Consider the following 12760-nt stretch of genomic DNA (forward strand, 5'->3'; position numbering starts at 1 on the left):
AGGCAGATGTGTGTTCCTCGAGGTTCCTGCACAATGACCCCAGCACGTCGCTCCTACTGTCTGCCCTCGCTGCTCGTGCTACTTGCGTCCGTTTCCGCGTCAGCCAATCCCCCAATGTCGACCCGCAGGTCCGACTCTCTGGTCGGGGTCATCTTCGCTCGGCAGGCTTTAGATGTGGTCGTGGATAAGGACGGAAGGTTGCTACAACTCAAGCACCAACTAGGGGAACGCGTGGAAGCCGGCCAGGTCGTGGCCGTGCTGGACACGAAGACACGCCAGCTCGAAGTCGCGATGCGACAGGCCACTCTCAACGCGGCGACCGCGGAGCAGTCCCGCTACGCGGTCCTGCTGACGCAGGCGCGCCAGAAGCTTGAGCGCGAATCACAAATCCGTGCCTTCAGCGCCGCCGAGGCGATGGAGACAGCGGAGACCCAGGTCGAGTTGGCACTGGCAGACCTGGAGCTGGCAAGGTCTCGCGTCGCGGAAGCGCGCGCGCAGCTCGCACTGGCCCAGCAGGGTCTCGAGGATGCGTCAATCCGCGCCCCCTTTTCGGGGAGTGTCTCGGACCAGTACCTTCAGCCAGGAATGCTGGTGTCCCGGGCAACGCCCATATTGCGACTCGTCAGCGACGAGCTTCGCCTGCGTTTCTTCGCGCCATCGGGAATCGCGGACGTCCTTCAAGTGGGAGTGGAGGTCCGGGTCTGGATTGAAGGGACCGACACGCCACTCGTCGGAGTAGTGGATCGCCTCTCGCCCGAGATCGACGCGAGTTCACGCCAGCAAAAACTGGAAGCACGTCTGCTGATTCCAGAGGCGTTGCGCAAGCGCGTCCGGGTCGGCCAGATCGTCCAGGTAGAGCCCGGCCCCACCCATGGCCACGCGGGACAACTGCTGGCCCCACCACCCTAGGCGGCGTTCTCCACGGAGAGGTCCTGGGTCGACACAAGCCCATGGTAGTGGCCGCGAAGAGCGAGCAACTCCTGGTGTGTTCCGCGCTCTACCAAGCGCCCCTCATGCATCACGAGGATGACGTCCGCTTCACGGATGGTACTGAGGCGGTGGGCAATCACGATTCGTGTGCACCGCAGCGAGGACAGCGCGCTCTGCACCGCCTTCTCTGTCCGGACGTCCAGCGCATTCGTGGCTTCGTCCAGTAGCAGGATGGCCGGATCTCGAGCGAGAGCGCGCGCCAATGCCAGTCGCTGGCGCTGCCCTCCCGACACTGAAGCACCCATATCACTCAGCAAGGTGCTGTACCCCATGGGCATGCGCTGGATGTCGTCATGCACCTGCGCTCGACTCGCCGCCTCCATCACCTTGTCCAGTGGCAGCTCGGGATCCGCGTAGGCAATATTCCTCCGGATGTCCCCCCGGAAGAGCATGGGATTCTGCAGCACGACTCCCACTTGACGCCGCAGTTCGTGCAAATCCAACTCGCTCAGCGCCACGCCGTCGTAGCGGATGCTGCCCTCATTCGGAACATAGAGTCCCAGCAAGAGTTGAGCGAGGCTGGACTTTCCAGCCCCTGAGCGCCCCACGATTGCCACAAACTGCCCCGGTTCTATCTCCAAGGAGACGTCCTGGACCACCCAGGGCGTCATGGGGCCATAGCGGAAGAAGGCATTTTTTACCTGGATGCCTCCACGCAGTTGGATGCTGTTACGCTGGCTGCCTGCCGGCTGCTCCAACGGAGCCTCCAGCACGTCGTCCACGCGGTCCAGGTAGCTGCCGACCAATTGGAACTGAGAAGCAGTGCCAAGAAGTCCGGACACAGGCCCCAGGAAGCCCGCGGCCAGGGCATTGAGCGCGAGCATTTCCCCCAAACTGAGCTGCCGGGTCATTACCTGATATGCCCCCGCCATCATTAGGATGAGCGGCGACGCCATTCGCAACGCCGCCGTCACCGAATCGAAGAGTGCTTCCAGACGCCCACGGTCCAACGTGACGTTGAGCATATCCACATAGAGGCTCGACCAGTTCTGGACGGCACGAAGCTCCAGTCCCATTGCCTTGATGGTCTGCATGCCCGCCAGCATCTCGACCTCATAGTTCTGGGCCGTCGCTCCCACCTCCAGACTCTGGGTCATGAGCTCTCGCCGGCGTGCGCGCACCAGAAGGAAGATGACGAGATTCAAGAAGGCCATGCCCAACGCCAGCAGCCCCAGCTTCCAGCTTCCAAGGAGCAGAAGCCCCAGATACAGAAAGACCAGCCCGCCATCGATCAATGCGGACAAGGCACCAGACGTCAGCACCTCGCGAACAGTGGTATTGCTGTTGATGCGACCCATCAGGTCGCCCACGGACCGCAACTGGAAGAATGGAAACGGCAGATGAACCAGATGGTCCAAGAAGCCCACCGTCAAGCGGGCGTCCAGGTTGGTCCGCAGGTGCAAAAGCAGGTGGGAGCGGATCAGGGACGACACCAACTGGAATACGACGATGCCCGACATGCCCACCGCCAACACCGCCAGCAAGGACATATCCCCGCCGGGGACGAGCCGATCCACCACCACCCCCGTCAACGATGGCAGAGCCAGAGCCAGCAACTGGAGGAGCAGGGACAGTGCGCCCACTCGCATCAGTAGCGGCCTGGCCACCCTGAGCGTCTGGAAGTAGCGATGCGGCCCCCTCGCTGCCTTGCCCGTTTCGAAGGTCTCCGATGGCTCGAAGAGCAGCGCCACTCCCGTGAAGGCCTTGCGGAATTGCTCCAGGGATAGATAGCGACGCCCAAGCCCCGGATCGAGCAGTTCCACACCAGTCCGGGTCATTCGCTCGAAGACGACGAAGTGCCGGAACTCCCAATGAAGGATGGCCCCCGCCTCCACGAGGTGCATCTGATGAATGTCGACCTGGACCGCACGCCCCCTCAAGCCAAAGCGTCTGCCGACCTCCAGTAGTGCGCGCGCACTGATGCCATGGGGACTCAGTCCCGCGACGCTCTGGATGTCGTCCATCCGCGTGGGACGCCCCCAATACCCCAACACCATGGCCAGACAAGCGGCGCCGCAGTCAACAGCGGTGAACTGGGCAACGAATGGGATGCGCCGACCACGCAGCCGCTCCCCCAACCTCTTCAGCGCGGGAAACCGCGCCTCCGATTCTGAGAGCCACTCAGCCAAGATCCCTCCAGAGCAATTCCAAGATGGGGAATAAGGTCAACCAAGCACTCCGCGCCCTCAGTCGGATCCACGCAGTACCCGGCATGCCCGTATAATAATGGTATGTGTGTCCATCCACCTCGAAGCTGTCGGTCGGCAAGCGCGACTCGACCACTACCACAGGGCCCTCCAGGGTGACCACGTCCGCGAGCGCGGGTCCCAAATAGCGGCGAACCTCTGCGGGCCCCACCAACTCATCACTGACAGCGTCGACCGTCAAATCGGTGTACTGGTAAGCGAAGCCTTCCAATTCGATGCGAAACGGCTGTCCCGTCCGAAGCTGAGGTCTGTAACGTCCTGGAACGAGCGACAAGGCCCTGACCTCCACGGGTCCATCGCTCACCACGGAGACCACCACTTCTCCAGCACCAAGGTACTGGCCTTCACGAATTCGGACATCCTGGACCCGCCCGCGGACAGGCGACTTGATGGAGCGCTCCGATAGACGGGCCTCATTGAAGTCCAGCTGAGCACGCAAGCCCGCGACGGACTCCTGAGCTGAGGGGCTCTGCGGATTGAGCAACTGTGAGGCGAGTCGCGCCCGGAACTCCTGGAGCGTCTGCTCACGCTGGGCCTCCTCGTCTCCCGAATAGAACTCCACCAGGTTTTGCCCAGGCGTCACCCATTCACCTCGGCTGACCAGGATTCGACTCACCCGCCCCGGTATCGTGGTGGTGACGTCCTCCTGCCCTTTGATGCGGAGAAGCAGCGGTCCCCGTGCATGGTCATGCACGGCCACGACACCGAGCACAATGGAGAACACCAGTGCTTGTGCCATGATGGCCCAGAATGTCGCTCTCACCCACCCCGGAGTGAGTCGCAGCACACTCCCCTGAATCTCACTGCGATTGTAGTGGTCCAGGGCCTCCTGACGAAAGAGCTGGCGAGGCGTGTCACTCATACCCCGCCTTCCCGTGCCTGGGCAGAACGGTACAGCCTGAGCAGAAAGTCATACAGAATGAGCTCCTGAGGCCGATGCTCGTCCGGGAGCATCCGGTTGACGTGCATGTGGAGGTAGCTGTCTATCATTTCGCCCACCGATAGCCCGAACGCGTCCTCCTGCATCCCCCGCCCCAAGGCCTCCGCCACGGGGCGAAGCTGCTCGCTGCGTCGCTGGAATGCACTCAGCGCAGGTCGCCAGGGCCCTTGTTGCGACGCGTCAGCAAGGCGCAGCGCCTCCAGGACTGGGCGCTCCTTGCGAAAGCGCTTGCTGAGTTGCTCCTCGAAGTCCTTCTTCACCTGGAACTCGGCCCCAAAGCCCGCACGTAGTCGCTCGAGGATAGCGATGCGGGCGTCTAGCGTCTGCCCCAGGTCCGTTAACAGGCAGTCCACTCCCTTGAGGCCCAGGCGCCAGCGAAGGTCTGTCCCCGAGTCTCCCGGATAGGCATTCAAGATGTCGACCACCGCCTCGCTGTCGGCGGCGAAAACTATCTCGGAGAGGGCCATACCAGGGGCCCCTCCATAGCGCTCCACCTCCCTCTCATAGGTGTCGAGCTGAATACGGCGGATGCCCCCGTTGGCCAGAAAGGGCTCGAGGGCCGCATGAAGCGAGGGCCAGACCTCCGTCAGCAGCCGGGAGGGCTCTCCCTGAAGCCGGAGCCGCAGGTGGAAGTCCGGGTCCTTGTACCGCATGAAGAACCAGTGGCGGATGGCACCCGTGGTCTTCAGTCGCCGCAACTCCTCGCGCAGGAGGGTCCGCAGCAGCCGATCCGCGGTGCCCACACCCAAGTACAGCTTGAAGAAGAGCCATTCCGAGCCGGGCGGGAAGCGCCGTGTAAGCGCGGGTGCATCTGCCTGCGCAACCGCGGGGGCTCCAGAGGCGAAATCTTCGAACGCAGACTCCCGCACGAAGGGAATCAGCAGCTCATGGACGTACCGGCCCTCTGCCCCTTCGGCGCAAAGTTCGTCGGGTCCCGGAAACATCTCCTCCAATGAGACCCGCGTTCGCCCCTTGATGGATTGGACGAGCATCTCCACGCACAGGACGTTGTCAAGGTCAACGACGAGCCGATTGTCCCCCTCAACGAGACACACCCAACGTGGCATCCGGGTCTCCTCGCGCAGGCGATTCACTGCATCGAAGCGCCCACCCTCGGGAGCTTCCCCGAGCGCCTTCAGCTCACGCGCCGTGAGGTTCCAGCGCGCCAGAGACAGCACAACCCGCCCCTGACTCACCCGGGGAAGGAAGCGGGCCGCATCCAGCGCCCCCCATTGAAACTGAAAGCCCTGCCACGGCTGGTCCTGCAGTGCGCCGAGAAACCGATAGATGCCCAATCCATAAGAGAAGTAGGCATGCGCGTTCGACAGACGCGGGATGACCTGCTTGCCCAGCCGCTTCGAGCGCAAGATGAGCCGATCACCCTCAATCCCCAGCCAGAGGTCTGACAGCTCGATGCGATCTTGCTCCGGCACCCCCGACTGCCCCATGAACACCAAGTCATGCCGCCGCAACGCCGGCCGGCAGGTGACATTGCCCACTCGCCCCTGGTGCATGTGGACGATTTCCGCGAAGACCGCCTCGGGATGAAGGGCCTCCTCATCGCGGAGGTGCTGGCGAACCCGAGCCTCAAGCGCGGCATCACCGTGACAGAAGCGACCCAGGAAGCGGGCTCCTGATGGACCATTGACGTGAAGCAGCAGGACACGAAAGTCACCGCGCGCCAGCGCCTCTTGCGAAGTCGCGGCCACAGCCCCCATCGCCGCGAAGGCCTCTGGCAGCACGCCTGGCTGACGCGCCGCCAGCGCCTCGATATCGGCTTCGGTGAGCTGGATTTCCTGTGAGCCGGTCCGAGCAGCACGCTCCAAGAGGCGAAACAGATGCTCCCGTTGGAGACTCCACTCGCTGCGCTCCTTCACGCCACGTAATGGAAAGACGAAGCCCTCCAGGAGCGGTGCCGCAGCGGTGCTCGTGCGCCCATCCGTGACGAAACCAATGCCATCCTCCTCGTCCAGGACTTCCAACAAGGGCGTCGGCCGGCCTTCATATCGCTCCAGGAACTTCTGCTTGAATCGCTCCAGCGGAGTGTCGACCGCGCGTGGAGAGATACGCTGCAACACCCTGACTCCGTGGAGGAACGATTGAACGACGGAGGGTGAAAGCATCGCCTCGTCCGGGGGACGGAACATGTCCACCTGGAAGAGGCGCGGAAGCGTGACCGGGATGGGAAGCGGCTCCAGCAGCCGAGCGATCTCGAGATAAGGTGCCTCGGTGTGCCCTCCGCACTCTCGATCAAGAGCGGCGAGCTTCGACTGCACCAGGGTCAGTTGATCCCGGAAATGAGAGAGAGCGGGAATACCATGCGAAGTGTCGAGCAGGGCTGGTATGGGCTCACGTCCCGTGAGCTGCGGTGCCCATGTTGGCACCAGAAGGTGTGACTGGATGAGGGCTTCGACGTATGCACCTGCATCCTCGCGGGTCACCCCCTCGTGGGTTTCCACCAATGCCTGTACGAGCTCATCCAGGGAGCAGCCGCCTCGGGACTGCTGCAACGTTGCTTCAAGATAAGAGGTGCCAACAACGGCGACCAGTCCGTAGGAGCGGTCGCGCCCCCGGGACCGCAGTTCCAGATATCGCCAATGCCCCCCGATTCGGTACAAAGTGGAGTTGGGGACGTAGCGAAGCTCGCGGACGACAGAAGGCTCCTGCCGCACACGCTCGATCAGCGCACAGACATAGTCCATGTCCAATCGCGTGTGCCTGTGAATCCGATCTCGACCACTTACCTGAAGCCGCGCGGACGCATTGATGAGGCCCACCGAATGTCCAGCAAACAAGCCAAAAGGCGTCGCGCGACCCGCCATCCGCCCGAAATAGCGCACCAAGGTCTTCTCGACCTTCTTGGATGCCTCGGCCTCCGGAGCGGCCTCCCACGACGGCAGGCTTTCACAGAGTGAAGGGGATGCGATGAAGAGCGCCTCTCGCACGAGAGGATCGGCGCACCACTCACGCAAGCGACCTCGCAACGCCCGCCGATCCTCCGCGAGTGCATCCTCTCGATGTCCCTCCCGTTGCCCTGGAGCAGCGAGGCTACGACCCCACTCCAAAAATGCATCGAAAGACAGCAGCGGGGTCCTGAAGGCAAAGAAGCCGGAAGATACGTACGGCAGGGGCATCTTGACCCGAGCCAGGGGCGATGACATGAAGTCTCCCAGGCGAGAAGACATGACACGACAGCTACCAGGCGGCATGAAGGGTCGCCCGGTAGCTGCACGACGTGACGCGGAACAACCTGGAGGCAACAACTGCCTCCTCAGTCAACTAGGGGGCCTGATCAGCCTCACCCTTGCTGTTGGCCCGGGTGATGCCCGTCTGCGAGTTGCACGTGCAGTTACAGTCGGTGATACCACCCAGGACTTCGTCAAGGAGCTCGGTCTCCTTGATCTCACGCAGCGTCTCCTTGTCCAGCGACAGCTTCAGGGTCAGCGTCTTCTCCATGATCTACCTCCTCTGATTGTGGGCAGGGATCTGCCCGGGCACGACAGCGGATGCGCCCGGCCCTCAAGCAAGACTCCTCGCCAGATACGTGCGCGAGAGCGCCAAGAAGCACACTTGAGGAAAGGGCATGCAAACTGCCGGAATACTAGAAAGCGTTGGGGCTCGACTTGAGTGAAAAAAGAAAGCTTTGATCCCAGTCGGGCGCGACGTCCGAGGCCGCGGCCAAGAGAGTCAGTGCGATGCCGGTGGCGCCAAAATGCAGGTTGGCGGAGGGCCGGTCCGGGTTCATCTCGAAGCAAAAGCCACCCGGGCCCACACCCGGCGTCCGCAAGGCAAGGGTGTGCTGAAGCCAGCGAATCGCAACCTCCTGGAACAGGGGCTGCCCTGTCGCGTGGTACAGCCTCATGAAGATCAACGCCGTACCCGATGTTCCACAACACAAGTTCGCATTGATTCCCGGACGCCGGTCCAACCCTTCACGTGCCACGCGCAGCGCCCAACCCGAGGTCCGCTCTTGCCATTCCACGTCCCCCCACAACCGGGCTGCCCACCACAAAACCGAGACGATTCCCGGGTTCCCCACACACCAACTGAAGCGATCATCCTCCACCGGAGTCGCCCCCTTCAGGAAGTGTGGGAAATAGGGATGCCCTTGCTGCTCCCGCGCCTGTAGGGTGAACCAGCGAAACCCGCCCCGAAGGAGCCTGTCTGCCCTTTCACGCTCGACGTCGTTGGCATGCGCCGCGGCAAGAATGGCCAGGGCCCCGGGAACGCCATGAGCCACACCCAACGAGTAGAGTCCCTGAGGAAATTCGGCCCCTTCTTCATAGATGGACCAATAGCCCCGAGGCATCGGCCAGGTACCCCCCTCCGGGGAGACCTGCGCTGTCTCATCCAGCACCTCGACGACGCGGGCCAGGAGGCGCCTCCCCGCGGGAACATGGAATCGCTGGAGGGCGTAAAGCCCGATACCGGCCAGCCCATCCCGGATATCACAGGGATGAGGCCACGGGCGCACTTGGAGCGCGGACATTAGTCGAGCATCAATGGTGGAGCAGAGCTCCTCGACATCAAGACCCGGATTGCGCGCCGCAAGGTATGCGGCGACCCACCCCAGTCCGGCAAAACCCCAGTGCAAACCTAGCGGCGCCCGTTTGTCATATGCGAAGCGGGCCGTAGCGAGCTGGAGGCTGCGCGCAATCTCTTGCGCAACATCCTGTGCAGCGAAGTTCGCGGCGGTGGAAAAGAAAAGAGCATAGCCTGCATGCCCATCCGCGAGCCGGCCAGGCTCGCCGCCTCTTTTCATTGCAGCGACATCTCTGGCGGTCGCCTCGACCACCTCTAACGCTTCAGCTTGATGCGCACCACTCAGGATGGGATGCCAGCCCTTCCTTTTCTCATGGCGCCCTGCATCATGATTCGAACACATGGAACCCGAGCGACCGGGCGAGTCCTCCACCACAGGCATGGAATCAAGGGATTGGGCGGCCATCGGGAAAACACCCTACCCCATCACAGATTTGACATACAAGACACCCTTGATTTTTTTCCGCCCTCCTCCCAGCAATCACCACACAGTCCAGGGTCAAACCTAAGCCCAACCAGGTCAACAGGAACACCTTAGTCCAAGACGACCCATGCGGAATCCACGTATAGACATCCAATGCCTGCCCGTATTACCGCAGCCCTCTCCAGCACAAACAAAGCATCACGGCATTTCGGCCTCTCCAGACAAGCTAATCATTGACTTGGAACAAGAAAGGCGGGCCCCAGAACCCCGGAGCCCGCCTCGCAATCAACACCTGACCACCGTGCTCAGCAGCCGCGACCGTGGGCCAGCATGAACACGTCGTGGTCCGCGCGGTTCACCACGCCATTGCCGTCGATGTCCGCCGTCGCATTGCCCGCGTTCCAGGCGTTCAGGAACGCCGCGCGGTCCGTGGAGTCCACCACGCCATTCGCATTGAAGTCGGAGGCGCAGAACAGCCGCAGGTTCACCGCCCACGAGCCAGACACCGTGCCATGCCCCTGTCGGGCATCCACCAGGGCGGAGACGTCACCCTGGAAGGTGTACGGCCCCGCCGGCATCCAGCCCGTCTGCGACAGCGACTCCGTTTCCCCTCCGCTGATATCAATCGACAGCACCGACGTCCCGCTCTCCATGTTCGCGATGTAGAGCAGGCTCGAGACACCGCCGAAGGGCTGCCCCGAGGTGGACGCCGTCGACGTCGCCGTCGCACGGGCGGTCACCACATAGCGCGCGCGGCGGTTCAGCTCGAACGTCAGGTACATGTCCGCGTTGCCCGTGCCCTGCCCACGAGCGGAGGAGTCGTTCGACAGGCCCTCGGCGCTGGCGGAGACCGACGCTTCAATCTGCCGGTCGGTGATGCGCGAGGACTGGGTGCCACTGCCCTTCGCATCCACGCGGCTCGGAGAGCCTTCGTACTGGGTGTTCGCATCCAGCGCGATGTGCTCGTTGAAGGGCGCGAAGGCCGTCGTGTTGCGCGAATCCGAGTCCACCACGTGCGTCACCGCATCCACCGCGGAGATGCTCGCGGACACCGAACGACTGCCCTCAATCGGGGTGATTCGCTGAGCTTCGGCCGACGTGGCGAACATCAAAGGGACGGCTCCAGCCCACAGCAGGGAGAGACGCATCGGGACCTCCGGGGGGTGTGACGAGAAGGCCCACGACGTTAGGGCGCCCGCTCGACAACCGTCGCAACGAGCGGGTCGCTCCCTCCCGGAAGCTCCAGCTCAATCTCAACCCCCTGAAACTCCTGACACTTCTCCACCCGGCCCGCGCCCCATGCTCCGCCACGCGCGTTGACACACTGCGTTTTCGCGTGCTACCTACCGGTCGGTAGGTCGGGGTTTTTGAAAAACTTACAGTCCATCAAGACGAGGGACATGTGACGACGAGCGGACGGAAGCCGGATGAGGGCGAGCGCTACAAGGCCATCCTGGAGACGGCGGCGCGGCTCATCTGCGAGCGCGGCTACGAAGGCACCTCGATGCAGGAGATCGCCGCCGCGTGCCGGATGACGAAGGCGGGGCTCTACCACCACATCCAGAACAAGGAGCAGCTGCTCTTCGCCATCATGAACTACGGGATGGACCTGTTCGAGGAGCAGGTGCTCTCGCGAGTTCAGGACATCGCGGACCCGGTGGACCGGCTGCGCGCGTGCATGCGCCACAACATCCTGCTGGTGACGCGCGGGTGGAGCAAGGAGGTCATCATCATCCTCCACGAGCACGCCACGCTCACCGGTGAGGCGCGCGCGTTCATCGACAACCGCAAGAAGCGCTACGTCGACTTCCTGGAAGAGGCCTTCTCGCAGGCCGCGCAGCAGGGGCGCATCCGTCCGGTGGACCCGACCATCGGCGCGTTCTCGTTCCTGGGCATGGTGCTGTGGGTCTACAAGTGGTTCAAGCCCGACGGGCGGCTGACGGACGAGCAGATCGCCGACGGCATGGTGGACCTCCTCTTCCCGCCCATCGTCGCCGCCGCCGTTGACGGCCAGCCCGGCGTCTCCTCGCTGCGAGTGGTGCCCCGGGCCGCCTCCGGTTCCGGCACCAGCTCCGGCTCCGGAACGGAGGAGCCGTGAAGACCGCGCGTTGGTGCTCCCTGGAGGAGGCCGTCGCGTCGATTCCCGACGGCGCCTCGCTGGCCACGGGCGGCTTCATGCTCGGCCGGGCGCCCATGGCGCTGGTGATGGAGCTGATTGCCCAGGAGCGTCGGGGGCTGCGCCTCATCTCCCTGCCCAACCCGCTGCCCGCGGAGCTCCTCGTCGCGGGAGGCTGTCTGGCGCACCTGGACATCGCCTTCGGCGCGCTGAGCCTGGAGGGCCGCGTGCGCCCCATGCCCTGCATCAAGCGGGCGATTGAGCAGAACACCCTCTCCTGGCGCGAGCATGACGGCTATCGCGTCGTCCAGCGGCTGCGCGCGGCCTCCATGGGCCTGCCCTTCATCCCCGCGCCGGACGCGGATGTGTCGGGCCTCGCGAGCGCGGAGCCGCCGCGCACCGTGGTGGACCCCTTCACCGGGGAGAGCGTCCCGGTGGAGCCCGCGTACTTCCCCGATGTCGCGCTGATCCACGCACGAGCGGCGGATGAGCGCGGCAACCTCTTCATCGAGGACCCCACCACGGACCTGCTCGTCGCGGGCGCCGCGCGGCGGGTGATTGCCACGGTGGAGGAGCGCGTGAAGCGGCTGCCTCGCGCGACGATTCCCGGCTTCCAGGTGGACCGCATCGTCCTCGCACCGGGCGGCGCGCTGCCCACCGGCTGCACCGGCCTGTATCCCCACGACGACGACATGCTGTCGCGCTACCTGGCGCTGGCGGAGACGGGCCGTGAGGCGGAGTTCCTCGCCTCGGTGAAGACGCGGAGGGCGGCATGAGCGCCACACTCGACGCCACTCCCGCGGAGACCGTGGTCTCCCTGCTCGCGCTCCAGATTGAAGACGGCGCCGTGGTGGCCACGGGCGTCGCCTCGCCGCTGGCCATCCTCGCCATCGCGGTGGCCAGGGCCACGCATGCGCCGGACCTGACGTACCTGGCCTGCGTGGGCTCGCTGGACCCGGACATCTCCACGCTGCTGCCCTCCTCCGAGGACCTGGGCTACCTGGAGGGTCGCTCGGCGGAGATCACCATCCCCGACTTGTTCGACCATGCGCGGCGCGGTCGGGTGGACACCGTCTTCTTCGGCGCGGCCGAGGTGGATGCCCTTGGCCGCACCAACATGACGGCCAGCGGGAGCCTGGAGCGCCCTCGCACGAAGTTCCCGGGCGTCGCGGGCGCGGCGACGCTACGGCAGTGGGTGCATCGCCCCGTGCTGCTGGTGCCTCGCCAGTCGCGCCGCAACCTGGTGCCGGAAGTCCAGGTGGCGACGACGCAGGACCCGCGCCGCACGGTGCGCCTCATCTCGGACCTGGGTGTCTTCGAGCTGGGCGCCTCCGGTGCGCGGTTGATGGCGCGCCACCCGTGGGCCACGGCGGAGGATATCGCCGAGCGCACGGGCTTCGAGTTCACCGTGAACGAGGCCCTGCCCGTCACGTCGCTGCCGGATGCCCGCACCCTTACAGCCATCCGCGCGTTGGATCCTCGCGGCTACCGCGAACAACTCGTCGGCCGCTGACCCTCGACATCACTCGTGTCTGGAATTG

General features: G+C 64.2%; 10 protein-coding genes. 4 read left to right on the top strand and 6 right to left on the bottom strand.

Going from position 1 to position 12760, the window contains the following annotated elements:
• Positions 1–114 precede the first annotated feature (114 nt).
• Positions 115–909, top strand: coding sequence for an efflux RND transporter periplasmic adaptor subunit (locus LZ199_RS15345; RefSeq protein ID WP_253994427.1), 795 nt, complete (start codon positions 115–117; stop codon positions 907–909).
• Here the strand turns inward: LZ199_RS15345 and LZ199_RS15350 are convergent.
• From LZ199_RS15350 to LZ199_RS15375, 6 genes are all read right to left on the bottom strand, one after another.
• Complete coding sequence (locus LZ199_RS15350) at positions 906–3119, bottom strand: peptidase domain-containing ABC transporter (protein ID WP_253994428.1); 2214 nt, start codon at positions 3117–3119, stop codon at positions 906–908. The two genes, LZ199_RS15345 and LZ199_RS15350, sit on opposite strands and share 4 nt — an antisense overlap.
• Positions 3112–4059 carry an efflux RND transporter periplasmic adaptor subunit gene (locus LZ199_RS15355; RefSeq protein WP_253994429.1) on the bottom strand — a complete coding sequence of 316 codons (948 nt, stop codon included), beginning with the start codon at positions 4057–4059 and terminating at the stop codon, positions 3112–3114. Before LZ199_RS15355 ends, LZ199_RS15350 begins: the two co-directional genes overlap by 8 nt.
• Positions 4056–7298 carry a lantibiotic dehydratase gene (locus LZ199_RS15360; RefSeq protein ID WP_253994430.1) on the bottom strand — a complete coding sequence of 1081 codons (3243 nt, stop codon included), beginning with the start codon at positions 7296–7298 and terminating at the stop codon, positions 4056–4058. The genes LZ199_RS15355 and LZ199_RS15360 overlap by 4 nt, the downstream gene beginning before the upstream one ends.
• A gap of 118 nt (positions 7299–7416) precedes the next feature.
• Positions 7417–7593: a hypothetical protein gene (locus LZ199_RS15365; RefSeq protein WP_253994431.1), complete on the bottom strand. Its 177-nt coding sequence runs from the start codon at positions 7591–7593 to the stop codon at positions 7417–7419.
• Positions 7594–7738: 145 nt separating this feature from the next.
• Positions 7739–9085 (bottom strand): lanthionine synthetase C family protein, encoded by a 1347-nt coding sequence (locus tag LZ199_RS15370; RefSeq protein ID WP_253994432.1) that lies wholly within the window; start codon positions 9083–9085, stop codon positions 7739–7741.
• Between the two features lie 323 nt (positions 9086–9408).
• Complete coding sequence (locus tag LZ199_RS15375) at positions 9409–10212, bottom strand: GC-type dockerin domain-anchored protein (RefSeq protein ID WP_253994433.1); 804 nt, start codon at positions 10210–10212, stop codon at positions 9409–9411.
• A 293-nt stretch (positions 10213–10505) separates the two neighbouring features.
• On the opposite strand from LZ199_RS15375, the gene LZ199_RS15380 reads away from it, so the two are divergent.
• The 3 genes from LZ199_RS15380 to LZ199_RS15390 are packed head-to-tail and all read left to right on the top strand — an operon-like array spanning position 10506 to position 12732.
• A complete protein-coding gene (locus LZ199_RS15380; protein WP_253994434.1) occupies positions 10506–11201 on the top strand; it encodes a TetR/AcrR family transcriptional regulator in 696 nt (231 codons plus the stop codon).
• Positions 11198–11995 carry a CoA transferase subunit A gene (locus LZ199_RS15385; protein ID WP_253994435.1) on the top strand — a complete coding sequence of 266 codons (798 nt, stop codon included), beginning with the start codon at positions 11198–11200 and terminating at the stop codon, positions 11993–11995. Before LZ199_RS15380 ends, LZ199_RS15385 begins: the two co-directional genes overlap by 4 nt.
• Positions 11992–12732, top strand: a complete 741-nt coding sequence (locus LZ199_RS15390) for a CoA-transferase subunit beta (RefSeq protein ID WP_253994436.1) — start codon at positions 11992–11994, stop codon at positions 12730–12732. Before LZ199_RS15385 ends, LZ199_RS15390 begins: the two co-directional genes overlap by 4 nt.
• Positions 12733–12760 lie beyond the last annotated feature (28 nt).

It is taken from the genome of Myxococcus qinghaiensis, assembly GCF_024198215.1.
GTDB classification, from domain to species: domain Bacteria; phylum Myxococcota; class Myxococcia; order Myxococcales; family Myxococcaceae; genus Myxococcus; species Myxococcus qinghaiensis.

Coding starts and splice junctions, on each gene's coding strand:
- LZ199_RS15390 (WP_253994436.1), top strand. CDS start 11,992: ATGAGCGCCACACTCGACGCCACTCCCGCGGAGACCGTGGTCTCCCTG.
- LZ199_RS15355 (WP_253994429.1), bottom strand. CDS start 4,059: ATGAGTGACACGCCTCGCCAGCTCTTTCGTCAGGAGGCCCTGGACCAC.
- LZ199_RS15345 (WP_253994427.1), top strand. CDS start 115: ATGTCGACCCGCAGGTCCGACTCTCTGGTCGGGGTCATCTTCGCTCGG.
- LZ199_RS15365 (WP_253994431.1), bottom strand. CDS start 7,593: ATGGAGAAGACGCTGACCCTGAAGCTGTCGCTGGACAAGGAGACGCTG.
- LZ199_RS15360 (WP_253994430.1), bottom strand. CDS start 7,298: ATGTCATCGCCCCTGGCTCGGGTCAAGATGCCCCTGCCGTACGTATCT.
- LZ199_RS15375 (WP_253994433.1), bottom strand. CDS start 10,212: ATGTTCGCCACGTCGGCCGAAGCTCAGCGAATCACCCCGATTGAGGGC.
- LZ199_RS15370 (WP_253994432.1), bottom strand. CDS start 9,085: ATGGCCGCCCAATCCCTTGATTCCATGCCTGTGGTGGAGGACTCGCCC.